Annotated in this window: 29 protein-coding genes; 16 read left to right on the top strand and 13 right to left on the bottom strand. The window is 66.2% G+C overall.

The window, feature by feature from the left end; translation table 11 throughout:
• The 4 genes from ABD848_RS13275 to ABD848_RS13260 all read left to right on the top strand — a co-directional run.
• Positions 1-1,245: hypothetical protein (locus ABD848_RS13275; RefSeq protein WP_344971543.1), on the top strand; the 1,245-nt coding region annotated here is incomplete at its 5' end.
• On the top strand, positions 1,242-1,604 hold the full coding sequence (locus ABD848_RS13270; RefSeq protein ID WP_344971541.1) for a toxin-antitoxin system YwqK family antitoxin: 363 nt from the start codon (positions 1,242-1,244) through the stop codon (positions 1,602-1,604). The genes ABD848_RS13275 and ABD848_RS13270, both read left to right, overlap by 4 nt.
• Positions 1,605-1,639: 35 nt before the next feature.
• Positions 1,640-1,978 carry a hypothetical protein gene (locus ABD848_RS13265; protein WP_344971536.1) on the top strand — a complete coding sequence of 113 codons (339 nt, stop codon included), beginning with the start codon at positions 1,640-1,642 and terminating at the stop codon, positions 1,976-1,978.
• Between the two features lie 77 nt (positions 1,979-2,055).
• On the top strand, positions 2,056-2,415 hold the full coding sequence (locus ABD848_RS13260) for a toxin-antitoxin system YwqK family antitoxin (RefSeq protein ID WP_344971534.1): 360 nt from the start codon (positions 2,056-2,058) through the stop codon (positions 2,413-2,415).
• A gap of 72 nt (positions 2,416-2,487) precedes the next feature.
• Here ABD848_RS13260 and ABD848_RS13255 read toward each other — a convergent pair whose 3' ends face one another.
• Positions 2,488-2,802, bottom strand: a complete 315-nt coding sequence (locus ABD848_RS13255; protein WP_344971532.1) for a hypothetical protein — start codon at positions 2,800-2,802, stop codon at positions 2,488-2,490.
• A gap of 232 nt (positions 2,803-3,034) precedes the next feature.
• Between ABD848_RS13255 and ABD848_RS13250 the strand changes: the two genes are divergently transcribed.
• The 4 genes from ABD848_RS13250 (at position 3,035) to ABD848_RS13235 (ending at position 6,057) form a co-directional block, all read left to right on the top strand.
• On the top strand, positions 3,035-3,298 hold the full coding sequence (locus ABD848_RS13250) for a hypothetical protein (RefSeq protein ID WP_344971530.1): 264 nt from the start codon (positions 3,035-3,037) through the stop codon (positions 3,296-3,298).
• A gap of 244 nt (positions 3,299-3,542) precedes the next feature.
• On the top strand, positions 3,543-4,466 hold the full coding sequence (locus ABD848_RS13245) for a helix-turn-helix transcriptional regulator (RefSeq protein ID WP_344971528.1): 924 nt from the start codon (positions 3,543-3,545) through the stop codon (positions 4,464-4,466).
• 324 nt (positions 4,467-4,790) lie between these two features.
• A complete protein-coding gene (locus ABD848_RS13240) occupies positions 4,791-5,456 on the top strand; it encodes an RDD family protein (protein ID WP_344971526.1) in 666 nt (221 codons plus the stop codon).
• Between the two features lie 70 nt (positions 5,457-5,526).
• Positions 5,527-6,057 (top strand): hypothetical protein, encoded by a 531-nt coding sequence (locus ABD848_RS13235; RefSeq protein ID WP_344971524.1) that lies wholly within the window; start codon positions 5,527-5,529, stop codon positions 6,055-6,057.
• 233 nt (positions 6,058-6,290) lie between these two features.
• Here the strand turns inward: ABD848_RS13235 and ABD848_RS13230 are convergent, their stop codons facing one another.
• A complete protein-coding gene (locus tag ABD848_RS13230; RefSeq protein WP_344971522.1) occupies positions 6,291-6,692 on the bottom strand; it encodes a hypothetical protein in 402 nt (133 codons plus the stop codon).
• Between the two features lie 171 nt (positions 6,693-6,863).
• On the bottom strand, positions 6,864-7,187 hold the full coding sequence (locus ABD848_RS13225; protein ID WP_344971520.1) for a nucleotide pyrophosphohydrolase: 324 nt from the start codon (positions 7,185-7,187) through the stop codon (positions 6,864-6,866).
• 809 nt (positions 7,188-7,996) lie between these two features.
• Here ABD848_RS13225 and pfkB point away from each other — a divergent pair.
• The 4 genes from pfkB to ABD848_RS13205 all read left to right on the top strand — a co-directional run bounded on the left by pfkB (position 7,997) and on the right by ABD848_RS13205 (position 12,499).
• Complete coding sequence (gene pfkB / locus ABD848_RS13220) at positions 7,997-8,959, top strand: 1-phosphofructokinase (protein WP_344971518.1); 963 nt, start codon at positions 7,997-7,999, stop codon at positions 8,957-8,959.
• A 192-nt stretch (positions 8,960-9,151) separates the two neighbouring features.
• On the top strand, positions 9,152-9,901 hold the full coding sequence (locus ABD848_RS13215) for an SWIM zinc finger family protein (protein ID WP_344971516.1): 750 nt from the start codon (positions 9,152-9,154) through the stop codon (positions 9,899-9,901).
• A gap of 460 nt (positions 9,902-10,361) precedes the next feature.
• Positions 10,362-11,789, top strand: a complete 1,428-nt coding sequence (gene zwf, locus ABD848_RS13210) for a glucose-6-phosphate dehydrogenase (RefSeq protein WP_344971514.1) — start codon at positions 10,362-10,364, stop codon at positions 11,787-11,789.
• A gap of 173 nt (positions 11,790-11,962) precedes the next feature.
• Positions 11,963-12,499 (top strand): phospholipase, encoded by a 537-nt coding sequence (locus ABD848_RS13205; protein ID WP_344971512.1) that lies wholly within the window; start codon positions 11,963-11,965, stop codon positions 12,497-12,499.
• Between the two features lie 73 nt (positions 12,500-12,572).
• Here the strand turns inward: ABD848_RS13205 and ABD848_RS13200 are convergent, their stop codons facing one another.
• Both ABD848_RS13200 and ABD848_RS13195 read right to left on the bottom strand, forming a co-directional pair.
• On the bottom strand, positions 12,573-13,166 hold the full coding sequence (locus ABD848_RS13200) for a YceI family protein (RefSeq protein WP_344971510.1): 594 nt from the start codon (positions 13,164-13,166) through the stop codon (positions 12,573-12,575).
• A gap of 384 nt (positions 13,167-13,550) precedes the next feature.
• Entirely contained in the window at positions 13,551-15,020 is a 1,470-nt protein-coding gene (locus ABD848_RS13195; protein ID WP_344971508.1) for a PucR family transcriptional regulator, read from the bottom strand.
• 241 nt (positions 15,021-15,261) lie between these two features.
• On the opposite strand from ABD848_RS13195, the gene ABD848_RS13190 reads away from it, so the two are divergent.
• Complete coding sequence (locus ABD848_RS13190; protein ID WP_344971506.1) at positions 15,262-16,254, top strand: carbon-nitrogen hydrolase family protein; 993 nt, start codon at positions 15,262-15,264, stop codon at positions 16,252-16,254.
• A gap of 214 nt (positions 16,255-16,468) precedes the next feature.
• Positions 16,469-16,729, top strand: coding sequence for a hypothetical protein (locus ABD848_RS13185; RefSeq protein ID WP_425567529.1), 261 nt, complete (start codon positions 16,469-16,471; stop codon positions 16,727-16,729).
• A 424-nt stretch (positions 16,730-17,153) separates the two neighbouring features.
• Here the strand turns inward: ABD848_RS13185 and ABD848_RS13180 are convergent, their stop codons facing one another.
• Positions 17,154-18,452: an aspartate aminotransferase family protein gene (locus ABD848_RS13180; RefSeq protein WP_344971504.1), complete on the bottom strand. Its 1,299-nt coding sequence runs from the start codon at positions 18,450-18,452 to the stop codon at positions 17,154-17,156.
• A 298-nt stretch (positions 18,453-18,750) separates the two neighbouring features.
• Here ABD848_RS13180 and ABD848_RS13175 point away from each other — a divergent pair, with 298 nt between their 5' ends.
• Positions 18,751-19,239, top strand: coding sequence for an Lrp/AsnC family transcriptional regulator (locus tag ABD848_RS13175; RefSeq protein WP_344971502.1), 489 nt, complete (start codon positions 18,751-18,753; stop codon positions 19,237-19,239).
• Between the two features lie 113 nt (positions 19,240-19,352).
• Here ABD848_RS13175 and ABD848_RS13170 read toward each other — a convergent pair whose 3' ends face one another.
• Together ABD848_RS13170 and rlmN are read right to left on the bottom strand one after the other, a co-directional pair.
• Positions 19,353-19,823 (bottom strand): VTT domain-containing protein, encoded by a 471-nt coding sequence (locus tag ABD848_RS13170; RefSeq protein WP_344971499.1) that lies wholly within the window; start codon positions 19,821-19,823, stop codon positions 19,353-19,355.
• Between the two features lie 39 nt (positions 19,824-19,862).
• Positions 19,863-20,960: a dual-specificity RNA methyltransferase RlmN gene (gene rlmN / locus ABD848_RS13165; protein WP_344971497.1), complete on the bottom strand. Its 1,098-nt coding sequence runs from the start codon at positions 20,958-20,960 to the stop codon at positions 19,863-19,865.
• A gap of 170 nt (positions 20,961-21,130) precedes the next feature.
• Between rlmN and ABD848_RS13160 the strand changes: the two genes are divergently transcribed.
• The gene (locus ABD848_RS13160) at positions 21,131-22,213 is read left to right on the top strand and encodes a suppressor of fused domain protein (protein ID WP_344971495.1); all 1,083 of its coding nucleotides are present in this window, start codon (positions 21,131-21,133) and stop codon (positions 22,211-22,213) included.
• A gap of 53 nt (positions 22,214-22,266) precedes the next feature.
• Here ABD848_RS13160 and ABD848_RS13155 read toward each other — a convergent pair whose 3' ends face one another.
• The 5 genes from ABD848_RS13155 to rpsB form a co-directional block, all read right to left on the bottom strand.
• A complete protein-coding gene (locus ABD848_RS13155; protein WP_425567528.1) occupies positions 22,267-23,160 on the bottom strand; it encodes a phosphatidate cytidylyltransferase in 894 nt (297 codons plus the stop codon).
• Complete coding sequence (gene frr, locus ABD848_RS13150; RefSeq protein ID WP_344971491.1) at positions 23,160-23,717, bottom strand: ribosome recycling factor; 558 nt, start codon at positions 23,715-23,717, stop codon at positions 23,160-23,162. The genes ABD848_RS13155 and frr overlap by 1 nt, the downstream gene beginning before the upstream one ends.
• A gap of 47 nt (positions 23,718-23,764) precedes the next feature.
• Positions 23,765-24,490 (bottom strand): UMP kinase, encoded by a 726-nt coding sequence (pyrH, locus tag ABD848_RS13145; protein ID WP_344971551.1) that lies wholly within the window; start codon positions 24,488-24,490, stop codon positions 23,765-23,767.
• A gap of 173 nt (positions 24,491-24,663) precedes the next feature.
• The gene (gene tsf, locus ABD848_RS13140; protein ID WP_344971489.1) at positions 24,664-25,500 is read right to left on the bottom strand and encodes a translation elongation factor Ts; all 837 of its coding nucleotides are present in this window, start codon (positions 25,498-25,500) and stop codon (positions 24,664-24,666) included.
• A 91-nt stretch (positions 25,501-25,591) separates the two neighbouring features.
• Positions 25,592-26,458, bottom strand: coding sequence for a 30S ribosomal protein S2 (rpsB, locus tag ABD848_RS13135; protein WP_344971487.1), 867 nt, complete (start codon positions 26,456-26,458; stop codon positions 25,592-25,594).
• Positions 26,459-26,763: the final 305 nt, after the last annotated feature.

Raw genomic sequence — 26,763 nt, 5'->3', positions numbered from 1 at the left:
ATCCGCTCCACCGAGATCGGTATGGCGGCCGCCCTCGACGAGGCCGCCGAGCTGGCCCACCGCCACCCCGCCACCATCGGCGCCCCCCACCACCCCGACATCACCGCCAACACCAACGACCCCGCCAGCGAGGGCAGCGGCCCATCAACGTCCACTTCCGCTGAGGGCTCCTCCTTCTCCTCTACGCCCTCCAATACCGGCGGAGTCGACGGGGACCGTAATACCGGGAAGGGGGCGCAATCCAGCGCTTCCTCACCCCCAGGCGGCTCCGGCAATGAAAGCAATACCCCGACTTCAGCGCAGGTAGGCGACGGCAAGGGTGATGGCGCGCACGGTACGGACCCCAATGGCATCGCTGAAGACCGCAACGGCGCCGCGCGAAAAGAGGACCGTTCCGTTACGGGAGACTCCGCTGCCGAGAATAAGACCCATGAGACAGACCGCATCGGCGAGGAGCACACGGCAGCCGAACCGAGCCGACCTGAGGAATCCTCCAGCCAGGCGGTGGAAAGCGACAGCGACCCAGGCGACAGGAACGGCCATTCGGCGGTCGAAGTCTCCACAAGCGACCCGGTTCCCCTGCCGGACGCCACTGAGGGGCAGACACTAGAGACCGTCGACGAGTCACGAGTGACACGCGGCGATGACGGCCTCATCGACTCAGTCGACGGAAGACCAGTCGAGAAATATATTCAAGACAAAGCAATCGACCGCGCCAACTACATGCGCGAGCTAGTTGAAAATGGACTTTCCAAAAAGTCACTTGGAAAAGAGGGCGGCGCGGTCAACTCTGTTGTTGTCGACCTGCAAACCGGAAAAATATCCGAGGGAATCAATGGCAGACCCAATGATGTAATTGAACAGACAGAGGTTCACAAACTCCTTCAAAATCGGATTGAGAAAATGCGCAATGAAGGACCCTACGAAAAATGGAATCGAATCACTGGAGAGAAGAACGGGGTCTCCGAGTTCCCCCAGCCAGATAATCCTCTTAGGCACGCAGAAATCAAAGCTGTCAACAAGCTACTCCAAGAGAGAGGAGAAGATATCAGCGAACAAGTTTTCAGTAATTTTCTAGTGGAAAGCAGATTCACTCTCCACAAAACTGGGACCAACCCAGCGGAAGCTTGTTCCAATTGCACTCGACTATTGGATGGAACGGAAACCAATAACGGCATGAACTTCCACCCACCAGGCCATCCGCAACACAAGGAGACAAAAATCCAAGGGAGAATAAACCAATGAAAAGAGTTCACGAAGAAGACATCGACTTTGAAACTCAAGGAATAGCGACATACGAGGGAGAGGCGTATACAGGAGAGATTGTCGAGCATGACGAAAATGGGAACACTATTTCTCTCGTTACATACCGAGACGGAGAGGAAGATGGCCCCTACCTCGAATGGTATCCAGATGGAACCCCTCAAGTAAAGGGGTTTATCGTCTCTGGAAAGGGCCCCATTGGAACGTGGATAAAATGGCACAAAAACGGCCAAATCTCCCAAGAACAACATTTCGACGACAGAGGGAGAGAGGTCGCCCGCCGCCAATGGGACGAACATGGAAACGTCATTAAAGACAGTGTTTATAAAAATCCGATTTAAGATCGACATCCCCGCTGCCTACCAGATAAGAACCCATGGCTCATTCAATGACTATCATGGTTGGCGCTCTCGACGCTTCGACTGATATAGCTCAAGAGTTGGTTCGAGTACTCGCCGCAGATATAGAATATGGAGGCATTGCTCCTGCCGCACGAACTCCCGAAAAAATAGTATTCCACTTCGAATACGTCGATATATACGAGGGATATGATTATGCTCTTGACGTTTACGGGATGAATGACACCGATGCTGACGTGAAAGCTGATGAGATCTTCGATCGTCTCAGCAAGGCGACCCGCTGGCGACTGGGAATGTACTTCGACGACGATGACCGGCCACGGAAACATCGTCCAGCCAGCCACGGCAGTCAGTGAGCCGAGAGTAACAACAGGGAAAACGTCTATCCTGCAAGCCATCCACTGCATGAGTAGACAAGCATGGAGGGAGACTTGTGAACAGGGTTGACGCAGAAGATGTTGACTTCAAAGAAGACGGGACTCCTACCTACCAAGGAAAGACGTACACCGGAGAAATCGTCGAGTACGACGAAGCGGAGAATATGGCCTCTCTGACAACATATAGAAACGGCCATGAAGAGGGACCCTCACTGGAATGGTACTCGGACGGAACACCGCTGGCCGAAGGGACGGTCGCTTTTGGAAAAGGGGCCATCGGACCATGGAGACGATGGCATCCAAATGGAAAACTTGCACGGGAGAAGGTTTTCGACGACGAAGGTAGAACTCTATCTATACACGAATGGGACAAAGAAGGAAATCTAATAAAAGAAAAAATTCTTAATAAACCCTAAAAATCAACAGAGCCTCTACCTACGAATCAGAACGGAAAAGCATAAGATTCCGCACAACCATGACCAGTGGCGCTAACCAGTCTCATGGAAGTAGCGGGGCCGCCGTCTTGGCCTCGGGTTGCTGTCGAGGTGAACGCAGACGAGGGTGTAGCGATGGTCACCGCCAGCGTTGAGGTAGAGCGCCGCCGCGTTGCCCAAGGCGACCAGCGCATGGCAGGGCTGTTCGTTCCCCTTCAGCACCAACCCGAGGTTGTTCCAGACGTGGACCTGGCGGTAGGTCTCGCGGGCGATGGTGGCGACGGTGACCTTGTCGGCAAACGCGCGAGGCCGGTCCAGGTAACCGCCCAGCAGCAACGGCAGGCGGGGCAGCGGGCTGACCGGGCGCATGCGTGATCCGGTGTCGCTGTGGGCGCAACCGGCCGACGGCCGGGGCGGGAACACGGGTTCACCGCGGCTACGTTGACCCGGGGAAGGCAACGGTCACCGACCGTTGGGATGGCCGACACTCATCGCAGTCCGCCGGTAGGGGGCCCGCTCTGTCAGGGAACACACGCAACCACGCCCGATCAGACTGGCCACAACACGGCCCGTACCCGCCGCTCGCCGGAAAGCGGCGGCCATGACGGGTAAGGAGATCAGTCCAGCCGACCATCCCGACAAGGAGATCCGTCGCGTCCTCAACGACCTGGCCGCCAAGGGGTGGGTGGTGCGCAAGGAGGGCCACTGGGGCCGGCTGTACTGCGACTGCGGGTGCTCGTGCATCCAGATCCCCGGCAGCGCCAAGAACGTCACCCGGGCAGCCCGCCGGATCGCGCGCGAAGCCCAGCGCTGTCCGCTGCCTCCGACAGATCCGCGGCGCAGCCTCACCGGCTCCCACGGGTAAGCCTTAGCGGCACCCCAGGACCTCCTCGACACTGCGCCCCACACCGTAGGGCCAACCGGTGACCGGCTGCGCCGAGTCGGCGTCTCACCGCCAAAACCGCCACTCTCACCACTCAAACGTGGTGCGAGCTGTGACGGGTTCACACCGATTCTTTGTTGACGTTCGTCAACGCCAGTGCGATATTAGCTGGAGTCGAGCGCGCCCACCACCATGCTGGTGCCCTACCTGAGCTTTCGAAAAGGTGATGGACGAACGGATGCTGGAGTACGAGTTCACCTTCGTGCTGGACGGGATCAGCCTCGACGACCACACCGCGGTCCAGCGGCTCACCGAGGAACTGGACGCGCTACTGTCCCACTCCCACGGCACGCCCAGGATGACTGTCGCGGGCGAGGGGCCCGACGCCGTCACCGCCGCGCTGGCGGTGGTCACGCGCGCGCTGGACCTAGTGCCCACGATGCGCGTGGTCCGGCTCGACTGGGATCTCGTGGGCGTCTCCGACATCGCCGAGCGCACGGGCCGCAGCCGGCAGAACGTCACCCAGTGGGTACGCGGCCAACGCCACGACCGCGTCCCTTTCCCCGCCCCCGAAGGCACGGCCGGGCACTCGCTGATCTGGCTGTGGTCGGAGGTGAACACATGGCTGTGCGAGCTCGGACTCGACGACGGCGAGAACCGGCCCACCCGCGTACAGATGGCCGAAATTGACTGGCGGCTGCACGGCCTGCGCAGAACCCCGCTGACACTCGACATCGGCCCCGACCGGGGCAACGTGACCCGTGTCGCCAAACAACTCGTGGCCCTCGCCGGGAGTGACACGCGGTTCATCGACTACCTCAGGGCACACCCGCAGATGCGTGGCTCCCATGGCCAGTACACGATCGTCGTGTGCTGCCCCCAGGACCGCGCCGTCGACGCCTTCCGCCGCCTCAGCGCCTACTCCCACCCCGTGGTGTTGGCGGTGGCCACCGACACCGGCACGATCCACACGCTGATCATGGCCCCTGGCTATGACAACGCGGCGGAGAACTGCGAACTCACCCCGGATATGACGGTGGCCGATTGGTTCGGGCTCATGCGGCTCTCACCCAACCGGGAGTTCACCGTCACCGCCGGCGGCCTCACGACGATCGCCGTACGGTCCCCACTGGAGCTCACCCCCACCTGAAGCCACCTCCCCCAGTCATGACGCGCACCGGACAACCCGCCGAACAGACGCCCTTCCGCCGAGGGCGAGGGGACACAGCGCGCGGTATGGCCGATGCCGGTCATGGAAAAGACGTATCCCGGTCTCCCGGGATTGGCCGGCATGTGACGGCCATGTGACGTTGGAGGTCCAGGGGAAGCCGAACGGGACGAGGGTTGCGGAGCTCGCTGGCGCCGGATGGAACGCTCAGCGCTACAAGAACGTCGCAGTCGGTAGCCCATGCCAGAATAAGCATGCTGCTGTTTTGGCCGTTCGACGCCTTTTAGTGAGAAATCCACAGCTCAGATGAGTTACGAACCTAATTCTGGACAGCCGTACCCGCCACCGCACGGCGGCTATGCCCCCGCTCCCGGCTACGGGCCTCCGCCTGGCTACAGTCCCGCCCCTGGTTATGGTCCAGCGCCCGCTCCCGTTCCCCCCGCCGGCTATGTCGGTGGCCCGGGGTATCAGCCTGTCGGTGGCTCCCCGCCCCGCCCAACCAGCCCGCCCTACCTGGCCAGTTGGGGGGCACGAGCGGCGGCCTACCTCGTCGACTCGGTCTTGATGCTGGCGCTGGTCTTCCTCATCTTCGCCACGGGCATGACGTTCTCCTTCGAGGTCTTCGAAGAGGACTCGCCGTGGATGGTCCTCAGCGTCTTCACCATGATCGGCCTCGTCATCTTCGTTCCCTTCGCCTACTTCTGGCTGCTACACGCCCACAACGGGCAGACGGTGGGCAAATTGGCGCTGGGAATCAAGGTGATCTCGCTGCGCACCGGGGCTCCGCCCGGCTTGGGAGGCTCGGCGGGGCGGCAGTTGGTCCACATGACGCTGGCAACCGTGGGGATTCTGGGATGGCTCCTCGATGGCCTGTGGCCGCTGTGGGACGAGCCCAACCGGCAGGCGCTGCACGACAAAGCCGTATCCACCTACGTGGTGCGCACCCGCGGCGACAGCGCCTACCCGTACTGACCTGACCAGCCTCGGGACGGTCGAACGGCGAACCGGCCATCGCGCAGCCGGACTTCGGTACGGTCGGAGCGTGAGTAGTGCGACCGGTTCCTTCCTGATGATCATCGGCGATCGCGAAGCGCTCGCCTGGGTGCTGGCTACCCGCCAGACCGCCTTTCCCGCCGGCCGAGCGCGGGAGGCGAGCGGGCTCGCCGCCGGCGACAGCGTACTGCTGTACACCACCCGCGGCTGCTTCCGTAACCCCAGCCGTGACCGGGGCCGGATCATCGCCCACGCCGCCGTGGCCGCGCCAGTGACCCACGACGACGAACCGGTGGAATTCGGCGGGCGCGGCTATCCGCTGCGCTGCCCGCTGCATCTGACCGAACTCGCCCCCTTCGGGGCCGGGGTGGTGCTCGCCGACCACGTGACCTCGCTGTACGCCTTCCCCAATCCGAAGGCGTGGAGCATCCAACTGCGCCGCCCGCTGCTGCCCCTCAACGAGCACGACCACGCCTACCTGACACGCGAACTCACCCCGATCGTGGCCCCCGTCGAGGAGACGATCGGGGAATACCTGCGTGTGGGCGTGCCACCCCGCTCCGCCGCCGGCGAGCGGTAGCCTCCCTCCTCAGTAGCGGGCACCGTCGAGCCGAAACTTCTGATACAGCGGTCCGTTCCTTGGTGGGCTTTTGGGGCGACAACGGGTCCTTCGCTCAGCGAACACGTGGGGTCGCTCCCCAACGCACCTATGTAGTCGAGGAGCGACTTTATCTGGGAAAACTTGGGAGAGCGGGGCCGCGCGGGTCCCGAGGCAGCCGTACCAGGCGGGAGTGACCGCGGCACGCGAAGATCTCAGGTGCCGGCGGGGCGGGTGTTGAGGAGACGGGACAGATTCTCCGGTTCGGCCACGGTAGCCGTGAGGCCGGGATGGCGTACGAGCCCCCAGGGGTCGACGCCGCGCACGGGCACTCGCAACTCCACACACACCCCTTGGTGAGTGTTGCTGCCCAGGGTCAGTCCACGGTCGGCCAGCGACACCCGGACCCCGATGACTCGCCACCACAGGTACGGTCCGGTGATGTGGGCGGCCATGATGTTGGTGCGGGGAGTACGCACCGACCAGGGCCCAAAGCGCGCGGACAGCGCGATGTCGTCCACCTCGACCCAGGCATTTTCGGGCCGCACTCCCACCAGCCCCAATAGCCGCACGTACGCAGAGTCGAAGGCGAATTCGAAACGTTGGGTCGTGGCCACAGCACCTCCCCAGGGTTGCACCGAAACCGACCCGCTACCCGGCTAACTCGTGGTGATGCTGGCCCGCCGACGTGCCGGCGAACCAAAGCAGACGCCTCGCCTCTGCACGGTCGGGCGCATCGCCCCCGCAGCCGTGTCACGGCGCGCGGCGAGCAGCGACGCACCGTGAAGCTACCGCGAGGTGTCGGCGGGGAAGCGTTTCTCGTTGATGGCGACCTTTTCGCGCAGGGCGGTCTCCAGGTCGACGCCGAGCACGTCGGCCAGCCGCAGCAGGTAGCTGAAGACGTCGGCCATCTCCATGCGCACGGCGGTGGCCTTGGCGGGGTCGTCCAGCACGCGGGCCGACTCCTCGGGGTCGAGCCACTGGAACTCGGCGGCCAGTTCACCCGCCTCCCCCACCAGCGCCATGGCCAGGTTCTTGGGGGTGTGGAAGGGGCCCCAGTCCCGACGCTCGGCGAAATCGGACAGGAGTTCCTGCATCGTCGCAACACTCATGGGCCAATGCCTACCACGCGCGCCGCACCGGTGGAGCGGGGCCACCGTGACAGCGACGATCCGCCCGCCGGTAGGGCTGCCCGGCTTTGGGATGTGTGTCTTGTCACTATAAGCCCGCTGCCGTTAGTGCGGCGCCTTCCCCGAGCCTGACCGGAGGCGCCGGGAGGGGGCGCTGCCGTCGGCGACGGTGCCGAGGACGGCGGGGCGTTGTCTCCTGTGGCCGGCGTAGGGGCCCGCCGTGCCCTGCCTGTGGAGGACGCGCTGGTCACGACCTCGTGGGTCGTTCCACCGGTTCCCAGGAGCCCCGCCCTTCCCGCGGGTGTACGGCCTTGCCTCGGCAGGGACCGGGTGTCGTTGTGCGAAGCCGCACAGCCGGATGTGGGCTGTGGTGACCAGGAATTCTTCCACTGTAAAAGATTGGTTTAGACCTTTTGGTTTAGCATGGTGGCGTCATCCCCGCCGACGACGAGGAGGACGCCGCTGTGGAGTCGCGCAGCACATCGGGAGTGCCCAGACCCACGCGCTCCCACCCTCCTGCCAAGGCCAGCACCACCATGCGGAGCTGACCCGCAGCGGGCACAACCACGACAGCAACGCCCCCACGCTTCCCGTCCACTCAGCGGGCAGCATCCAGCAGTGGCAGCGCACACCCCACCGGTCGCACCGCACGCTCCTCGCGCCTTCCCAGCCGCGCGGCACGCGAGCCGGCCCGATCGGAAGCGGGGCTGCCCCCTACCACCCGGTCTGTGCTGCCCCAGCACGGCCGTGGCCGCACAAGATCATCACCGCCAACCCCGAAGCGAGTTCGTATGATCGTCACCGTCACGCCCAACCCCAGCGTCGACCGCACCCTGGAAATCGACACCTTCACCCGCGGTGAAGTCCTGCGCATCCACACCGCCCTGGCCCACGCCGGCGGCAAGGGCGTCAACGTTTCGCGCGCACTGCGCAATCACGGCCTGCAAACCGTGGCCGTGCTGCCCACCGGCGGCGCTGAAGGCGCCCAACTCTCCGCCCTGCTGGGCGAGCACGGGATCGCCGCCGTGACCGTGCCCGTGGCCGCTGTGACCCGCTGCAACATCACCACCGCCGAAGCCGACGGCACGACGACGCAGCTCAATGTGGCCGGTGCCGCGCTCAACGAGGCCGAGGTGGCCGCGCTGCTGCGTGCCACCGAGGCCCAGTTGGCGCACCGGCCGGAGTGGCTCGTCGCCGGCGGCAGCCTGCCCACGGGCACTCCCGAGGACTTCTATGTGCGCTTGTCGGAGCTGGCGCGGGCGCGCGGCGTGCCCATCGCGATCGACACCTCGGGCAAGCCGTTGGAGGTGGCCGCCCGCGCAGGTGCCGCTGACCTCCTCAAGCCCAACCATCACGAGTTGGCCGAGCTGTTCGACCGGGAGATGGTCACGATCGGCGACGTGATCGAGGCCACTCGGGAGGTCCTGAGCTGGGGCAACCGGGCGGCTCTGGTGACGTTGGGCGGCCACGGCGCGCTGCTGGTCGAGCCCGAGCGCGCCTGGTGGGCCGGGCACACGCCCGTCGTACCACGCAGCACGGTCGGGGCGGGCGACAGCGCACTGGCCGGCTACCTCAGCGGCGGCCCCGACGTCTGCGAAGGGTTGCGTCGCGCCGCAGCCTGGGGCAGCGCCGCGGTGGCGCTGCCGGGCACCACCATTCCCGGCCCGGACCACGTTGCTCTCGACACCGTCCGCGTGATCGCCGATCCCGATCCCGGCCGGGTGCTGGAGGAGATGTCGGTCGCGCTGGTGTGAGGGGGCTTGAGCCCCCGCCGACGCACCACCGAGGGTGGGGCGGTCTCCGTCCGCGGGATATCCCGCGGTGCGGACTCGGCGCCGCTACGGTCTCACCTGCGTGGGGCGTCGCGTCGGCTGTGCTCACCGGTAAGAACCGGTGCGGCGCACAGCCGGCGGGCGGGACGATCGGAACCGCCAATGTCGCCGGTCATGGCTAAACTCACGGCCATGGTCTCCAAGGAGTTCAGCATCGAGGATCTCCGCGCAGTCGCTAACCCCACCTGGTTGGAGCGCGGAGAGAAGTATGTCACCGACGGCCAAGTGGGCCGACTGCGCTCCGAGGCGGGTCAGGTCACGGCCGTTGTAGGCGGGGAACGCGACTACCTGGTGCGATTGAGGTGGCCCAGCGGCTCGCCCACGGGCGTGTGCGGCTGCCCGCAAGGCACCGAGGGAGAGCCGTGGTGCGAGCACGCCATCGCCGTAGCTCTGGCCTGGCTGGAGGAGAGCAGCGACAACGAACACGGCGATGCCGCGGGCGAAGCGCCACGCCAAGACGAGGCGGCACTCACCGCGTTCCTGACCGCCCAAGAGCCCGCATGGCTCACCGAACAGTTGATGAACGCCGCTGAGGACGATCCCGTGTTGTGGGGGCGCATGGCTGCCGCCGCCGGCTTGGACGCGGCTGTGTCCCTCTGCCGCGACCTGCTACGGGAGGCCGTTTTGGCCTACGTACCCGAGGCCGAGTTTCGCGACTCCCGCATCGACGACGGCGCCGAGCGGTTGCGCCGCGCCGTGGCCCTCCTGGATGACCTGCTGGACTACGGATTCACCGAGCAGGTCGCCGAGGTGGCCGACGAGATCCTCGACACCTACGACGAAACCCACGACGACTACGAGAGCGAGCACAGCGAGCGCCTCGCCGAGATCGCCGAATCGGCCCACGCGCTCCTCCAGCGGTGAACGTCTCGCCCGGTGGCGGTGTCGCCCCTCCCGTCGCAGGCGCGGGCGAGTGTCGGGGGAGCCCTGCCCCCACCCGCTAGGGGCACGGACGACGTGAGGGGCCAGGAGTCGACCTCTTGGAACAGGCGGGGGAAGACGTAGAGGGTGCCGGCCGGCTGGGTGGCTGCGGGAGCGGCCCGGCCGGCGACCGGGGAAAGCAGTCGCCCCACTGCCCCGGGGGTCGGGCGGTGCTCTGCCGTGGTCGGCCGGGAAGCGGTGGTGGGCTGGCCATCCACACCCATCACCAGGAGGCTTTCCGCAACGCACAACCAGGCAGCCCGTCGTCTGCGATGTGTCAATGGCTCTGCCCTGTGCCCGGCGGTCACGTTAGGCCCGCCGCCCGCGGGTAGCAGCCGGGAGGCCCGCGCTGTGGTCCGACCGCAGCGACGTCTCGAATGCGCATGGTCGGGGGGATTGGCCTATGACATCGACCCGCGAGAGCGCCCCACTCGTCCCGCAGGTTCTCGTGCTGCTGGGAGCTACCGGTGACCTCGCCCGGCGCAAACTGTTTCCCGGACTGTTCCGCCTGGACCGCGCCGGCCTGCTGCCGCCACTGCGCGTCGCGGCGGCTGGGCAACGCCAGCGCCGCGACGCCGACTTCCGCGCGCACGTGTGCGAGGCGCTGGTGGAGTTCGCCGACGATCCCGGAGACGAGCAGGCACGCCACGCCTTCGCAGCCAAGGTCTGCTACAGCGCCGCCACTCCAGACGACGGTGCGCACCTGGCCACCCGCGTAGCCGAACTGGAGCGGGAACTGGGCGGGCATGCCGAACGCCTGGTGTACCTGTCAGTGCCGCCAGACGTCACCGAGCCGATGATCACCATGCTGGGACGCACGGGACTGGCCAAGGACGCGCGGCTGGTCCTGGAGAAGCCGTTCGGCACCGACCTGGAGTCCGCCCGCACCCTCAACGCGACGCTGCATGAGGTCGTCACCGAGTCCCAGGTCTTTCGGATCGATCACTTTCTGGGCAAGGAAGCTGTCCAAAACGTGCTCGCGCTGCGCTTCGCCAACGGGCTGTTCGAACCGGTGTGGAATCGCCACCACATCAGCTATGTGCAGATCGACGTGCCCGAAGCATCCGCCATCGAAGGGCGGGCCGGTTTCTACGAGACTACCGGCGCATTCCGCGACATGGTGTCGACGCATCTGTTTCAACTGCTGGGCTTCGTCGCGCTGGAGCCCCCGTCTCGCCTCACCGCCGAAACGCTGCGTGCCGAAAAGGCCAAGGTGTTCGACTCGGTGCGTCCCCTCACTCCCGAGCGCACGGTGTTCGGCCAGTACGAGGGGTACCGGGACGAAGCGGGGGTGGCTGCGGACTCGCAGGTGGAGACGTTCGTGGCGGCAGAGGCCCGCATCGACAATTGGCGCTGGAAGGAGGTGCCTTTCCTGCTGCGCACCGGCAAGGCGCTGGCAGCCCAGCGGCGCACCGTCACGATCGGCTTTCGCGAGCCCCCGCCCTTGTTCGGCAGCGGAAACGACGCCTCCCCCGGCGGGGACGAGTTGGCCTTCGAGCTGACGGTGGAGCCTCGCATCAGCATCGACGTGCGCACCAAGCGTCCCGGTCCCGAGCTGGAGATCGCGCCGGCGCGGTTCGTGCTGGACTTCGCCGAGGCATTCGACGAGGAGCGAGCGGTACCCGCCTACGAGCGGCTCCTCCTCGACGTGATGCGCGGCGACCAGATGCTGTTCACTCGTGACGACGAGGTAGAGCGGATCTGGCAGGCATGTGACCGGCTGTTGCGCCACCCGCCCACCCCCATCAGCTACCCCCAGGGGTCATGGGGCCCACAGCGCGCCACCGACCTGGCGGGGGCGCGTAGTTGGCGGGTATCGCGCGGCGTGTGAGGACACCCGGTGGGGAAGACGCCGGAGAGGGCTGCGGGCACGGCCACCCCTGAGAACACCGTAAAGTAACCAAGCCATCACCTTCTGTTTTGGGCGCGTCGCTTCCGTGAGCACTCGGTTATCGCTTACTACTCAAGGGTTACCGATTCGTCGACCGGGAAGGACTCCCCCGCATGCGCCTCGCCGCAAGACGTGCCCTCATGTCGATGCTCACGCTGGCTATAGCGGCACTGTTGCCGCTGCTGGGAACGGGAGTGGCACAGGCCGCGCTTACTCCTGCCCAGGTGCGCGACGTCACCGATACTTACCTCTACGAGGTGTCCCTGGACTCCTTCAGCGACATCCGGGCGCGCGCCCCCTACCCTGCCCATCTGGACTGGAGTTCCGACGGCTGCTCGTGGTCCCCCGACGAGCCACTGGGGTACAACTTCCTGCCGAGCTGCCACCGCCATGACTTCGGCTACCGCAACTACCAACTCCAGGAACGGTTCACCGAGAGCAACCGGCTCCGCATCGACGAGCAGTTCCGAGACGACATGTACACCCAGTGCGACGGCAGCTTCCTGTGCGAAGGGGTCGCCGAGATCTACTACGCCGCTGTGCGCCAGTTCGGCGGTTCCAGCACCAGCACCGCCGAAGCGCTGGATAGGGCCAACGCCCACGAGCGGGCTCGCGAGTACCTCACCAACTACCTCACGAGCACGCAGTAAACGGCTTCTATAACCGCGACGCTGCCGCGCGGACCTGAACCCGCACGGCAGCGTCGCGCTGCCCCAGGGGCGATCACCGTTTGTCGATCACGGGATTGCCCATGAAACGCTGCGTGAAGAAGCTGATGTCGGCGTTGATCAGTGCAATGTCAAGGTAGATGTCGACATAGCGCCCGATGAAGAGTTTTGCTCCGCGGCTGGGAGGCATAGCTTCAATCCCGAAAGCGAACCGGTCGATACGGGCCACAGCGCTGCACGAGACCAACGTAGCCGCACCGAAGGGATAGGCCCTGTCGCCAAGGAACTGACCGGTCAACGGCACCTCGATCGAACGGTCCCGCAGTGTCAGGACACCGTGGAAGACCCATGTGCGGGGGTCGTCGGTGGCTTCGACCCCCGTTCCGCGCCAACTCATCGTGGGATAGCGCTCCACGTCAAGGAACTCCGGCGACCGCAGGTGGTTGTCGCGGCGCTCGATTCCCGTGTCGATGCCAGCCGTCTCAATGGTGACTGAGGCCGAGCTCGTTGCCGGCTCCTCATGGACCCACACGACCCCGGAGACGTTGCTGAACCTGCCGTGCACGGGAACGAGATCCTGTAGTGCAGCAGCGAACCCGACCGTGGAGTGGACGGGGTCGATGTAGTAGGTGTCGGGCTCGGGAACCATAACCGTTGGCTGCGGCCCGGGCTGACCAGGTGCGGCTGGACGCGCCGCTGTCCCCTCCCCGCTATGTTGACCGGTCCTCATCGACGCTCTTCCTTCCAGCGCTGGCACGGATGCTCACAGGGGCACACGGATACCCATGGTCACGCTGTCAGAATGCTGCACTGATTGCAGCGTTTCGTACTAATTGCCGCGAAGATGGCGGGCCGCCCTCTCTCGATCGCAGGGGCCACGCCGCTCCAGCGGCCCGGCACGACCAAGCCCCAAGAGCGGGGAGAGGCCGTTGGAGCACGTTGGAACACCGAGTAGCCGGCTGGCAGCGCCCGCTCTCCGATTCCCTCTCGGGCCCTTTGCCTGGGCGAGCACGGCTTTGCTGCGGCGCCAACCTCACCGGGCGGCGTCGGGGCTGTCCCGGGCCACCCGCAGCGCGAGCCACAACTCGGCGCGGTAATCGGGATCGTCGAGGTCACCGGGCAGGAGTTCGCGAATCCGAGCGATACGGTAGCGCAGCGTATGGCGATGCACCCTCAGCGACTCGGCAGCGGCATCCCAGCGGCCGGCCGCGGCGAGATAGGCGCGTAGGGACGCCACCAGCTCAGCCGAGGAGCGGTGCGAGGCCAGCGGTGCGAGCAACTCATGGGCGCGCCGCAGTCCCTCGGGGGTGGCGAGCAGTCCCATGAGCCCACCCGGCGCGTCGCGGTAGCGCACCAGTCCCGCTCCCGCCCGCTGGGCGGCCCCCAGCGCTGCCTCGGCCCGCGTCCACGCGCCGGGCAGGTCAGTGTACTCGGCGGGCTCGGCCGCGCCGACAGGTCCGCCGGTGAGCGCGGCTAGGCCGGCGGCGGGATCGCTGTCGGCTGTTCCCAGCACCACGACACGATCGTCGATGTCGGCGGCGAGGTGGGGCGCCAACTGGGCGGGCCAGCGCTGTTGCAGTGTCGCGGCGGGAGCCAGCGCCAGCACAACCGGCTCGGTCGGCAGCGCCTCACGCAGTCGAGCGGCGGCATTCAGGTCGATCGCCCCTGCCAGGAGCGCCGTCAGTACTGCCGCACGCAGGCCCACCCTGCGCTCGGGGGCGGTGCGGGCCAACTCCAGAGACAGCAAAGAGACAGCGGCGTTGACCAGTGTGCGCTCGTGGGTCTCCAGGGGGCGCGGCCCACCCACGGCGAGCACTGCCCGCCCCCGTTCTCCGACACCGAGCGGCTGTAACGCGACACTGTCGCCCGCGACCGTTACCGAGACACCAGTGGGACGGCGCGCCCCCCGCAACGCACGCACCTCCGCAGCCAAAGCGGGGGAACGGTCGGCCACCGACTCCGGCGCGGCGTGGCGTAACTCGCCGTCGGGAGCGAACAGCAGCGCCCAGCGATCCACCTCCTCGGCGAGCGTGTCGACCACCGCACGTTCGCCACGCAGGGCGGCCTCTGTCAGCCTGCGCTGGGCATCAAAAGCACGGGTCAGCCCTTCGTACTCCTCACGGGCCACCAGGCGCGACACTTCCTCACCGACCGCGATGAAGGGGGTGGCCAGCGGAACTTCCAGCAGCGGCAGTCCCAGCTCCCGCGCAGCCGCAAGGAGCTCCGCAGGCACGGCCTCGTGCACGACTCCGGTGCCAAATCCCAACGCGGTGGCGCCGTGCTCGACTAGGCGCCGCACATAGTCATAGGCGGCTAGGTCTGTTGTCTCTTGCCAGCGCACACCGGTGGTAAGCACAAGTTCCCCACCGGCCAGGTAAGGAGTTGGGTCGGTGAGCTCGCTGACGGCCACCCAGCGCACCCGGTTGTCGAGGCGGGTGTCGTCGGTGAGCAGTCGCAGGTGCAGGCGCCGGGCGCGGAGGACGGCGCCGAGGGTGGGCGGCACAGCGGACTCCTCTCATTGGCGGCCGGCTCCAGCGGCAGCCGGACAACGGGCTCCTGGCCCGTGCCTATCGCCTGGACGCGGCGACGAGGGGCGAGCCGGGGCCGCAGCGACAGCGGGGCCGACCGTGCAGTGCCGGGCTGCCGGCGGTCTACCCTACGCTCGGCGCGGCCGGAGGCGCCGACGCGCGAGCCGGGGACTCTCCTCGGCTGGTGAGGGAGAGCGGTAACGAAACGACCACCTCATGGGAGAGATCCTAGCCGTCGCGGCGGTCGTGGGGCCGGAGCGGACCGCCCCCGCCTGCGTCGACGTCCCCGCCACGCCGCTGCGGGGAGCGCCGCGGGCACGAGCGGTATACGTCTGCGACGATGGACCCCAAGGGCAGGAGAGCGGTGATCCGGTCAACCGGATCGGGCCCGGCAGAGGGAGAGTGACGACCGTGCATGTGGCTGTGGCCCAGTTCGCGCCGGGTGAGGACAAAGACGAGAACCTGGCCGGCGCGAGGGCGCTGGTGGCCGAGGCCGCCGAGCGCGGTGCCGGCGTGGTGGTCCTGCCGGAGTACACGATGTTCACGGTGCCGCGCACCGATCATCGCCTCATCGACGCCGCCGAGCCCCTCACGGGGGCGTTCGTCTCGGGCGTGCGCGGGCTGGCCCGCGAGCATGGGGTTCACGTTGTCGCCGGGGTCAATGAGGCCAGCGAAGAGGACAAGCGCGTCCACAACACGCTCCTGGCGGTGGACCCCAGCGGCGAGATCGTGGCCACCTACCGCAAGCTGCACCTCTACGACGCCTTCGGGTTCACCGAGTCCGCGGTGATCCGGCCGGGGGAGATCAGCGCACCGGAGACATTCACCGTCGACAGCGTTACGCTCGGGATGCAGACATGCTATGACCTGCGTTTCCCTGAGGTTACCCGGCGTATTGTCGATGCCGGCGCCGACGTGCTGCTGCTACCGGCGGCGTGGGTTCCCGGCCCGTTGAAAGAGGACCACTGGCGCACCCTCGTGCGGGCCCGTGCCATCGAGAACACTATGTATGTGGCCGCAGCCGGCCAGCACGCACCGACAGGGGCCGGTTCGAGCATGGTGGTCGACCCCATGGGAGTCACCGTGGCCGCATTGGGCGAACAAACGGGCGTCGCCGTGGGGGAGATCTCGACCGAACGCATCGGCGACGTCCGTAGCCGAAACCCGGCGCTGCGGTTGCGCCGGTTCCGGGTCGTGCCGAGCGAGTAGCACCGAAAAAGCCGACATACCAGGCTAGACGGCACCGAACACGAGAGCTGGACGCAACATATTCCCTTTTTTACTACTGAGAGTTATCATACACATGCCTACGGTCACGGAATATGGCCCAGACCATTCCTACAGTACGGCACATCTGGTTCAATAAATAGTTAGTAACTATCGACCCGCCAGACTGTCCTAAACCACGGGGGGAGCAAGGACGTTGAGCGGTCTGCGTATCGTGTGCGATCACACGACAAGCACGGACACTGACGAGGGCAGCTACATCTTCGAGCCCGAGTCGCTGACATCAGCGCAGGCATTGGGGGATGCCTGCGCGATCTGCCACGCGAAGTGGCCGCGTCCTCGCCGGCCACTGGGCGCACTGCCCGACGGCACGGGCATCTACGGGTGCGGCGAATGCGCCGGAATCGTGGCCGATCACCAGGCGGGTTCGTCGCGCCATGCGCTCGCGGCGCACTGAGCAGACCCTACGATCCCGACTGTAGGCGCAAGGGTCACCGACCACGCGGCGAGCGCCCCACGGGGGTGGCCGACCACCGTGGCAGGTATAAGCGCCGGCAGACACCGAGGGGCCTCCCACGAAGCGGGAGGCCCCCACGGCGTGGCGCGCTCCAGGCGGGGGAACCCGAAACGCTCCCTGCGACGCACCCGCTTTCCATGGAGGGGGAGGGGAGGGGAAATGAGTGCGTCATCCCGTTATGCCAGCACAAGCCGGTCCATTACGGCCGACTGATCGAAACCATACTCCCCGCGTCGACACCGCGACTATATGTATGCGAAAGCTTGTCCGTGGTTCGCTGCCTGTTCACCGCGCCGATACTCTCCAGAAGCTCAAGTGTCAGCTCTCCGTCGCGGCCCCACTAAGGGCACCCTACGGGGAGGGCTCAAGAGCGCGCCGCCGCATCGACAGCACTGACGGCTTCGACGAGCACCTCCAGGCCCTCGCGCGCCTCCTCCTCGTGCAGCGTCAGCGGCGGGGCCATACGCAACACATTGCCGCGCAGGCCCCCCTTGCCGATGAGCAACCCCCGCTCTCGAGTCGCTTCCAGGGCCGCCGCGGCCAATTCCGGTGCCGGCTCCCCCGTGCCGGGCCTGACCAACTCCATACCGAGCATCAGTCCTTTGCCCCGTACCGCCGCCACGCTGGGCAGGGTCTCGACCAGGGGGCGCAGCCCCGCCATCAGCACCTCCCCCAAACGGGCGGCGTTGGTCTGCAATTCGTGGTCGAGGATGTAATCCAGGGTGGCATTGGCCGCGGCGGTGGCGATCGGGTTGCCACCAAAGGTGGACAGGCTGTTGGCAGGCAGCACGTCCATCAGGTCCCCACGTGCGACGACGCCGCCGATGGCCACCCCGTTGCCCAGCCCTTTGGCGAAGGTCATAGCGTCGGGGACCACGCCGTGCGCACCGATCCCCCAGAAATGCTCCCCGGTGCGCCCCCAGGCCGTTTGCACCTCGTCGGAGACGAACAGGATGCCGTGCTCGTCGAGCACCTCCTTGTAGGCGGCCAGCAAGCCGTCGGGAGGCGCCGTGAGCCCACCCACGCCCTGCACCGGCTCGGCGATGAGACAGGCGAGATCCGGGGCTGCTGCCGTGGCCAGCACCTCGCGCAGGTCGGCCACGCAGGCGTCGATGTACCCGGCGTCGGACAGGGCACGGAAGGCAGGCAGATCGCGGTCGGTGCCATGCAGGTAGTGCACGTTCAACGGCGACAGAGCGGAGTTCTTCCAACTCCGGTTCCCCGTGACCGCAGTCGTGCCATAGGAGCGGCCGTGGTAGCTGTTGCGCATCGCCAGCACCTGGTCGGAGCCGCGTGCACACGTGGCCAACAGCAGCGCGGTCTCGTTGGCCTCGGTACCGGAGTTGGTGAAAAACACTTTGGCCTCGGGGATACCGGAGAGCCGAGCGATCTTCTCGGCCAGCTCCACCTGGCCGCGTAGTAGGTAGAGGGTGGAGGTGTGTGCCACACCGCGCGCGAGTTGGCGTTCCACGGCATCGCGAACCTCAGCCACGTCGTAGCCAAGCGTGTTCGTGACGATTCCCGCGAAGAAGTCGAGATAAGTACGGCCTTCGGCGTCGGTGAGCCGGTTGCCTTTACCACTGACGATCTCGATGGGGGTGTCGTAGTACAGGGCCAGCCAAGCGGGCATGACGGCGCGGTGACGTGCGAGCAGATCCGACATGCGTTCAGTCTCTTGGTTATCGCAGCCATTGGCCAGCGTCACGCCGTCGAAATCCCCTCCCCGCCGCGACCGTGGGGGCGCGACCGCGAGAGCGCGGCAAGCTGTGACGCACGGCGTTGGAGGCCGAACGTGGCCAACCTTAGATGGCGATAACCGATGACCAGCAATAACGCTGCTAGAAGGGGGAGGGGCAGCTCAGGGTCAATCCGCCGTTCCACTCGCCCACACCGGCCCATCCACGCGATATTGGATGTGTAAAACGAGGCATCTAGCCATCACGCGAAAAGCGGAGGCGCATGTGGCAGAGCAGGTGGACCTGACCACACCCCGAAAGGGCAACTCGCACGGCATCGTTCTCGATGACACCGCTCAACGCATCATCGAGCAGCTCCAAGAGGACGGACGGCGCTCCTACGCTGCGATCGGCAAGGCGGTAGGACTCTCGGAAGCCGCGGTGCGTCAGCGGGTGCAGCGATTGCTGGAGACCGGCGTCGTCCAAGTGGTCGGCGTGACCGACCCGGTGATGCTCGGGTTCAGCCGGCAAGCCATGATCGGCATCCGCTGCGACGGGGACCCCAGCCTCGTCGCCGACGAGGTTGCCGAACTCCAAGGCGTCGAACACGTCGTGATCACCGCCGGGTCGTTCGACCTCCTCGTCGAGGTCGTGGCCTCCAACGACGAACGGCTGCTGGACCTGCTGCGCGACATCCGGTCAGTGGCCATGGTCACCGGAACCGAAAGCTTCCTCTACCTCAGGCTGCACAAGCATGGCCGGAGAACACGCTGACCTCCGCCCCCTACGTCAAGCCCGATTCCCGGCACGGCGCTACGTGTGCCGGGGGTTCGGCGAGGACGGCGTTTCGGCTCTCGCGGAAGGCGGCTGCGTCCCAAGCCCCCTGCTCACGCCAGGATCGCCCCCGCCACTCCCGGCGCATAGACCAACAGCAAAAACCTGGCGGTGCGAGTAACCATCGTGACCGCGACGAAGGCCACCAGCGACATCCGCAGCGTTCCCGCGAGCACCGAGACCACCATGAACGGAGGGACGCTGGTCAAGGAACTCAGCCCTACCAGAGCCCCCGTCCACCAGGGGCGCCCCTCGACCCGCCGGCGCCACCGGGCCATCTTCTCGCTCCAGCCCCCCGACTTCTCCGCCCGACGGCGCAGCCAGCCCGCCGTGAGCACGCCTTTACCCAGGTAGTAGTAGACAACCTTGCCGATGGTCTGACCGGCGCCCGCCGCCACAGCCATCGCGACGAGCACGCCGTCGCCCGACAGGGCCGCCGCTCCCAGCAGGTAGAGCTCGATGTTGATGAACGGCAGCAACGCCGAGAGCAGCGCGAGGAGGAAAGCGAAAGCGACTTCGATCACGACGGGACTCCCGCCGGCACGGCGGCGCCTCCGCTTCGGCTACTTCTCGGCCGCGGCGAGCTGACCACACGCACCGTCGATCTCCTGGCCCCGCGTATCGCGGATCGTCACCGAAACACCGTGGGCCTGCAACCGGCGGACGAATTCACGCTCGTCCTCGGGGCGCGAGGCGGTCCATTTGGAGCCGGGCGTGGGGTTGAGCGGGATGAGATTGACATGGGTCAACTGGCCGGCGAGCAGCTCACCAAGCATGTCGGCGCGCCAAGCCTGATCGTTGATGTCGCGGATCAGCGCGTACTCGATCGAAACCCGGCGACCGGTCACGTCAGCGTAGTGCCAGGCTGCATCGAGCACCTCGGCGACCGGCCAACGGTTGTTGACCGGGACCAGCTCATCGCGTAGCTCGTCGTCGGGGGCATGCAGCGAGACCGCGAGCCGCACCTGCGTCCGCTCGGCGGCCAGCTTGTGCATCGCCGGCACCAGCCCGACCGTGGAGATCGTCACCCCGCGCTGGGAGAGCCCCAACCCGCCGGGGACAGGATCGGTGATCCGTCGTACCGCGTCGAAGACGCGCCGGTAGTTGGCCAACGGCTCCCCCATCCCCATGAACACGATGTTGCCGATGCGCCCCGGGCCGCCGGCGACCTCGCCGCGCTCCAGATCCCGCGCCACCGACACGATCTGGTCAACGATCTCGCCGGTCGAGAGGTTACGGGTGAGGCCGTTTTGGCCCGTGGCACAGAAGGGGCAGTTCATGCCGCACCCGGCTTGGGAGGACACGCACAGCGTGACGCGGTCGGGGTAGCGCATGAGCACCGACTCGAACATCACCCCGTCGAAAGCGCGCCACAACGTCTTGCGCGTCATCCCGCCGTCGCAGGTGACATGACGCACCACCGTGAGCAGCCGCGGCAGCAGCGCCTCCCCGAGCCGTTCTCGGGAGGCCGCCGGCAGGTCGGTCATAGCTGCGGTATCGGATTCGAGATGACCGAAGTAGTGCTGCGCGAGCTGCTTGGCCCGGAACGGCTTCTCCCCCAGCTCGGCGACGGCGGCCTGGCGATCCTGCGGACTGAGGTCGGCGAGATGCCGCGGCGGGCGGGCACGGTTGGGCGATACGAAAGTGAGCTCGGCAGGCATGACTAAGATCCAGAAGGAGAGACAACGGGGGCAGCGGCAGACCGACGCTTCGCGGTAATTTGTGGCCTGACACAACCGAGCAGCGCCAACGCCGCCCATACGGCACTACCGTCCATACTATGTTGCACGGTAGGTGGGGGCGCGTGGGCAACGACCAATGAGGAGGAGCTGTGGCCACAACTCGGATCCTCCTCGACCGGGTGAGCCCCTACCAGAGCCGGCGGCTCATCGTCGAGTGTGACGGCCGGACCACCGCCGCCTACCTGATCGACCCACGCGGGGCGGTCCGCGTTCCCGTATGGTTGGCCAACCACGAACTCGCCCCCGACATCGGCCAGGAAACCCCTGACGACGGCCGGGCTCCGCTGATGCCGGCCCAGCACACCAAACATCCTCAGGGACGCGCCCCCTTCGACCCCGACCGGTTGCGCGTGGTGTGGTTCGAAGAGGGCGACGGGATCGCACTGCTCGACAGCGACGGACTGTTGGCGATCATCCCCGGCTGGGCAGAAGCCGACCGCGGTCTGCCCGGCTATGCCCGGGAAGCCATCGGCCGCAGCCCCTATGCGTGGGCGCTCGACGACGTCGCCGCCCAACTGTGGCCGCGCGTGGTGCACGCCGAAGCCTACTGGCAGTGGCGTGAGGCGCCCAATGCCTGGCGCAACGTACAGCGCACCGTCTTCAACCACCTCACCCGCACCGTGGGGCCGGCCGGGCACTACTGGGACGTCTCCGACGGCCACGCCCCCCTGATCCGCGTCTCCGAACGGCCGGCCACCCCAGAGCGGCCGTACACGGTGCTGAGCACCGTGGGCATGTGCGGCCAGCGCATGCCCACCCTCGACCGCTACATGGCCGACACCTCGGCCTATGCGCGCATCGAGCTCGCGCTGGCCACCACCGGCCCCTCCCATCTGGCCGCCCGTGTCTTCCGGTGGCTGGGCACGTTTCCCTGGCGCGCCGTCACCTGGTTCGGGCCGGGTCACAGCGTGAAATGGATGCGCAGCGCCGAAGACTCACCGCTGCGCGGGGATAATGCCGCCGTACTGCTCGTGGCCGATCCCGGTCCGCTGGCCGGCAACGGCAGCGGCCCCCCACCCGACACCTCAGGCCTACAGTTCCATGGCGACCCAGTGACCTGGCTGTGGGTGATCCCCATCACCCGGCCCGAGCATCTCTTCGCCAAGGAACACGACTCCACGACCCTCCTCGCCAAACTCGCCGCCGAAGGCCGCAGTTGGATCATGAGCTAACAGCACCGCCAGCCGCGGCACGCCGGCGAGCCTAGAGCTGTAGCCGGCCACGGTCAGGCCGGGGCGGGCACCAGCAGCGTGAGCACGACCCAGGCCACGGGCCCGGCGACCAGGAGAGAATCGAGCCGGTCGAGCAGGCCACCGTGGCCGGGCATGAAGCTCCCCATGTCTTTGACGCCAAGATCACGCTTGATCAGCGACTCGATCAGGTCGCCGACGGTGGCGGCCAACACGACCGCCACACCCAACACCAGACCGGCCCACACCGGGCCACCAAGCATGAGCCACACGGTAAGCGCCCCCGCGATCATGCAGGCCGCGACAGAGCCGGCAAAGCCCTCCCAGGTCTTATTGGGACTGATCGTCGGCGCCATCTTGTGGCGTCCCGCGGTGATACCGGCGAAATAGCCACCGATGTCGCTGCTGATCGTCACGATGATGAAGGCGATCATCCGCTCCTGACCGTCGCCGGGCGAGGCCAGCAGCAACAGCCAGGTTCCCAACAGCAGCGGGAGGTAGATCGCGATGAAGACACTGGAGGTGGCGTCGCGTACGTAGCCCTCCGGTCCGTCGCGCAGCCGCCACGACAGGGCGACGATCACGGTGACGGCCAAGACACCGAGCAGCCATGCCGGACCGCCGAAATAGGCGGCGACCTGCATCCCCAGTCCTCCCGCTACCAGCGGGAGGAGCGCCGGGCTGATATCGAGGGAGCGAAACGCCCGGTGAAGTTCCCGCAGTCCGATGAGGACGGCCACCATGGCGATCGCCACGAAAGCGGCCGGATAGGGATAAATCGATACGAGGACGAGAGCGCCGAGCGCCACACCGCTGCAAATGGCGAGCGGGAGATTACGTCCCGTGCGGATCTTCTTGTGGGATCGGCCCCCCGAGTCCGCCGAGTCGTCGGCCCCGCCGCCGGACGCCGATGAGTTAGAGACTGACACTAGACCTCAAGCAGCTCGGATTCCTTGTGCTTGAGCAACTCGTCGACCTCGGCGACATACTTGTGGGTGAGCTCCTCAAGCTCCTCTTGAGCGCGCCGCCCCTCGTCCTCACCGATCTCGCCCTGTTTCACGGCCTTGTCGAAGGAGTCTTTAGCGTGGCGACGCACGTTGCGGATGGAAACCCGCCCGTCCTCGGCTTTGGAGCGGACGACCTTCACGTAGTCCTTGCGGCGCTCCTCCGACAGCTCAGGAAAGACGACACGGATGACGTTACCGTCGTTGGCCGGATTGACGCCAAGATCACTGTCGCGGATGGCCTTTTCGATGGCCTGGGCCGACCCCTTGTCGAACGGCGAGACGACCACCATGCGCGGTTCGGGAACCTGGAAGGACGCGAGCTGGTTGATGGGGGTCTGCGTGCCGTAGTACTCGGCGGTGATCCGGTTGAAGGTCGCGGGGCCAGGGCGGCCGGTACGGATACTGGCGAAGTCCTCCTTGGCGACCGCGACGGCCTTCTCCATCTTCTCCTCGGCTTCGAGGAGTGTCTCTTCGATCATTTCGGCTCCCGGATGTCGCGATGCGTCGGTTTGAGGTCTACGCTAAGTCAACTATCAGCGTGACACACGATCGTGCCGAGTTTCTCGCCTCTGATGGCGCGGACGATGTTGCCCTTGGTCATCAGGTCAAAGACGACGATCGGCAAAGCATTGTCCATGCACAGGCTCACCGCGGTGGCGTCCATGACCTTCAACCCGCGGGTGAGCACCTCGTTGTAGTCAAGTCGGTCGAACTTGACGGCGTGCGGATTGCGGTGTGGGTCGGAGTCGTACACTCCGTCGACCTGAGTCCCCTTGAGCACTGCCTGCGCACCGATCTCCAAAGCACGCTGGGCGGCGGTGGTGTCAGTGGAGAAGAAAGGGGCCCCCAAACCGGCACCGAAGATCACCACACGGCCCTTCTGGAGATGGCGCACCGCACGACGCGGGATGTAGGCCTCAGCCACCTGGCTCATGTGGATGGAAGTCTGCACCCGCGTGTCGACTCCCAGCCCCTCCAGGAAGTCCTGAAGAGCGAGGCAGTTGATGACCGTACCGAGCATGCCCATGTAGTCGGCCCGGCCTCGCTCCATCCCACTCTCCGAAAGGACGGCGCCACGGAACATGTTGCCACCGCCAACGACGACGGCGACCTCTATGTTCTCCGCGACGGCCGACGCGATGGCGTCAGCGAGATACTGCACCACGCCGGGATCGATCCCGAGCTGGTCGCCGCCGGCGAACGCTTCCCCCGAAAGCTTCAGCACTACGCGACGCCTTCCATGGTCGTACATGGCTGGCCTGGTGGCGGCGGTATGCCCTTCGGTCTCCGGCACGGCTGGTCGGCCTCCCTCTGTTTCCCCCGAGTGGTACACATCCGCCCGATTCGCCACATCAGCGGCAAACCGGGCCTGATCCACCAGAGGTGCCGGGGTCACCCCCGGCACCTCCCATCATGTCAAACGTTCTAGGCTTCGCCGACCTTAAACCGCACGAAGCGGCGTACAGTGACGCCGGCCTCGTCGACCACCTGCTGGACGGTCTTCTTGTTGTCCTTGACGAAGGGCTGGCCCAGCAGTGTCACGTCCTTGAAGAAGCCGTTGACACGCCCTTCGATAATTTTGGGCAGCGCCTGCTCCGGCTTGCCCTCTTCCTTAGCCGTTGCCTCAGCGACACGGCGCTCGTTCTCGACCACGTCGGCGGGCACATCGTCTTTGCTGATGTAGCGCGGCGCCAGTGCGGCGATCTGCTGGGCAAGGTCCCTGGCGACGTCGGCGTCGGACGTGTCCAATTCGACGAGCACACCCAGCGTGGGCGGCAGGTCGGGGTCGCTCTTGTGCAGGTAGCTGGCCACATAGGTGCCCTCGAACTTGGTGAAGCGCCCCAGTTCGAGCTTCTCACCGATGACCGCGCTGTGCTCCTCGATCAGGGTCCGCACGGTCTTTCCGTCAGCGTACTCGGAGTCCAGGAAGCTGGCGGGGTCGGTGTCGCCGGTACGGGCCACGAAGTCAGCGATGTCGGCGGCCAACTGCTGAAACTTCTCGTTCTTAGCGACGAAGTCGGTCTCACAGTTGAGCTCGACCAGCGCGGCGGCGGTGTCGTCCACGGCGTGCAGCGCCACTAGACCGTTGGCCGCGGTACGCTCGGCGCGCTTGTTGACGTCCTTAGCGCCCTTGACGCGCAGCGCCTCAACCGCCTTGTCGAAGTCGCCCTCCGCCTCCTCCAGGGCCTTCTTGCACGCCATCATGCCGGCGCCAGTGAGTTCACGAAGCTTCTTGACGTCGGCGGCAGTATAGTTCGCCATTACTGTTCTCTATCCGTGAAGAGTCGGGACGGGAAAAGGGGCCACGGGCTCGGGGGCGCGTCGTTGTGACGCCGCCCCGAGCCACACCTAGTCAGGAAACGGAGGTCTCGCCCTCGGCCGCGTCAGCGGTCGCGGTGGCCTCGGCCTTCTCCGTCTCGGCCGGGGTCGTGACCTGCTGGTCCTGGGTATCGGTCTCGCCCTTGCCTTCCAGGAGTTCGCGCTCCCACTCGGCCAGCGGCTCCTCAGCGGTCTTCTCCGCGCCCCCGGAGCGAGCCAGTCGGCCATCGGCCACGGCGTCGGCGACCACACGGGTGAGTAGGCTAACGCTGCGAATAGCGTCGTCATTGCCCGGAATGGGGTAGTCGACCTCATCGGGGTCGCAGTTGGTGTCGAGGATCGCGACCACCGGAATGTTGAGCTTACGCGCCTCGCTGATCGCGATGTGCTCCTTCTTGGTGTCGACGATCCACACCGCGCTGGGAACGCGGGACATGTCGCGGATACCGCCGAGCGTGCGCTCCAGCTTGTCCTTCTCGCGGCGCAGCCCCAGCAGCTCCTTCTTGGTCAGGCCAGAGGCGGCGACGTCGTCGAAGTCGATCTCCTCCAGCTCCTTGAGCCGTTGCAGCCGCTTGTGGACCGTGGAGAAGTTGGTGAGCATGCCACCGAGCCAACGCTGATTGACGAAGGGCATCCCCACGCGGCGCGCCTGCTCGTCGATGGCCTCCTGCCCCTGCTTCTTGGTGCCCACGAAGAGAATGGTGCCGCCGTGGGCCACCGTCTCCTTCACGAACTCGTAGGCGCGGTCGATGTAGGAGAGCGACTTCTGCAAGTCGATGATGTAGATGCCATTGCGCTCAGTGAAGATGAAGCGCTTCATCTTCGGGTTCCAGCGGCGAGTCTGGTGCCCGAAGTGGACGCCGCTCTCAAGGAGCTGGCGAATCGTCACGACTGCGGCCATGACAAGGTCCTCCCAGTCACGGCGGAACATGTCCGCCTCGGTTGTTCCTAGCGTCCTGACCGCTCCGCCACGCCTGCGGCGTGGACCGTAAGAGTCGGCCCTTCCCGGTAAGGAAGCACAAGGACGCGCGAGATGTGTGGTTCGCGAGGAACCACGCAACGATTCTAGCTGCCACACGCCGCCGACGGGGCGTGTAACCTCTGCCGCGGGTTCGTGTCAAGGATGCGGCCAAAGGTGAATGTCGACACCGCTCCACCTCAGAACAGCGCAAAGCAGCGCGGCGGCGACGGGTTATCCACAGTCCG

Origin of the sequence: Salinactinospora qingdaonensis (assembly GCF_039539445.1) — a bacterium.
In the GTDB taxonomy this organism is placed as follows: domain Bacteria; phylum Actinomycetota; class Actinomycetes; order Streptosporangiales; family Streptosporangiaceae; genus Salinactinospora; species Salinactinospora qingdaonensis.
The sequence above is the reverse complement of the archived record's forward strand: the minus strand, read 5'-3'. Positions and strand labels throughout refer to the sequence as shown.

Excerpts from the sequence above, each read along its gene's own strand:
- pfkB (WP_344971518.1), top strand. The coding sequence starts at position 7,997 with ATGATCGTCACCGTCACGCCCAACCCCAGCGTCGACCGCACCCTGGAA.
- ABD848_RS13250 (WP_344971530.1), top strand. The coding sequence starts at position 3,035 with ATGACGGGTAAGGAGATCAGTCCAGCCGACCATCCCGACAAGGAGATC.
- tsf (WP_344971489.1), bottom strand. The coding sequence starts at position 25,500 with ATGGCGAACTATACTGCCGCCGACGTCAAGAAGCTTCGTGAACTCACT.
- ABD848_RS13270 (WP_344971541.1), top strand. The coding sequence starts at position 1,242 with ATGAAAAGAGTTCACGAAGAAGACATCGACTTTGAAACTCAAGGAATA.
- ABD848_RS13240 (WP_344971526.1), top strand. The coding sequence starts at position 4,791 with ATGAGTTACGAACCTAATTCTGGACAGCCGTACCCGCCACCGCACGGC.
- ABD848_RS13200 (WP_344971510.1), bottom strand. The coding sequence starts at position 13,166 with ATGGTTCCCGAGCCCGACACCTACTACATCGACCCCGTCCACTCCACG.
- ABD848_RS13215 (WP_344971516.1), top strand. The coding sequence starts at position 9,152 with ATGGCTAAACTCACGGCCATGGTCTCCAAGGAGTTCAGCATCGAGGAT.
- ABD848_RS13225 (WP_344971520.1), bottom strand. The coding sequence starts at position 7,187 with ATGAGTGTTGCGACGATGCAGGAACTCCTGTCCGATTTCGCCGAGCGT.
- ABD848_RS13190 (WP_344971506.1), top strand. The coding sequence starts at position 15,262 with ATGGGAGAGATCCTAGCCGTCGCGGCGGTCGTGGGGCCGGAGCGGACC.
- ABD848_RS13265 (WP_344971536.1), top strand. The coding sequence starts at position 1,640 with ATGGCTCATTCAATGACTATCATGGTTGGCGCTCTCGACGCTTCGACT.
- rpsB (WP_344971487.1), bottom strand. The coding sequence starts at position 26,458 with ATGGCCGCAGTCGTGACGATTCGCCAGCTCCTTGAGAGCGGCGTCCAC.
- pyrH (WP_344971551.1), bottom strand. The coding sequence starts at position 24,490 with ATGTACGACCATGGAAGGCGTCGCGTAGTGCTGAAGCTTTCGGGGGAA.
- frr (WP_344971491.1), bottom strand. The coding sequence starts at position 23,717 with ATGATCGAAGAGACACTCCTCGAAGCCGAGGAGAAGATGGAGAAGGCC.
- ABD848_RS13245 (WP_344971528.1), top strand. The coding sequence starts at position 3,543 with ATGGACGAACGGATGCTGGAGTACGAGTTCACCTTCGTGCTGGACGGG.
- rlmN (WP_344971497.1), bottom strand. The coding sequence starts at position 20,960 with ATGCCTGCCGAGCTCACTTTCGTATCGCCCAACCGTGCCCGCCCGCCG.
- ABD848_RS13255 (WP_344971532.1), bottom strand. The coding sequence starts at position 2,802 with ATGCGCCCGGTCAGCCCGCTGCCCCGCCTGCCGTTGCTGCTGGGCGGT.
- ABD848_RS13180 (WP_344971504.1), bottom strand. The coding sequence starts at position 18,452 with ATGTCGGATCTGCTCGCACGTCACCGCGCCGTCATGCCCGCTTGGCTG.
- zwf (WP_344971514.1), top strand. The coding sequence starts at position 10,362 with ATGACATCGACCCGCGAGAGCGCCCCACTCGTCCCGCAGGTTCTCGTG.
- ABD848_RS13205 (WP_344971512.1), top strand. The coding sequence starts at position 11,963 with ATGCGCCTCGCCGCAAGACGTGCCCTCATGTCGATGCTCACGCTGGCT.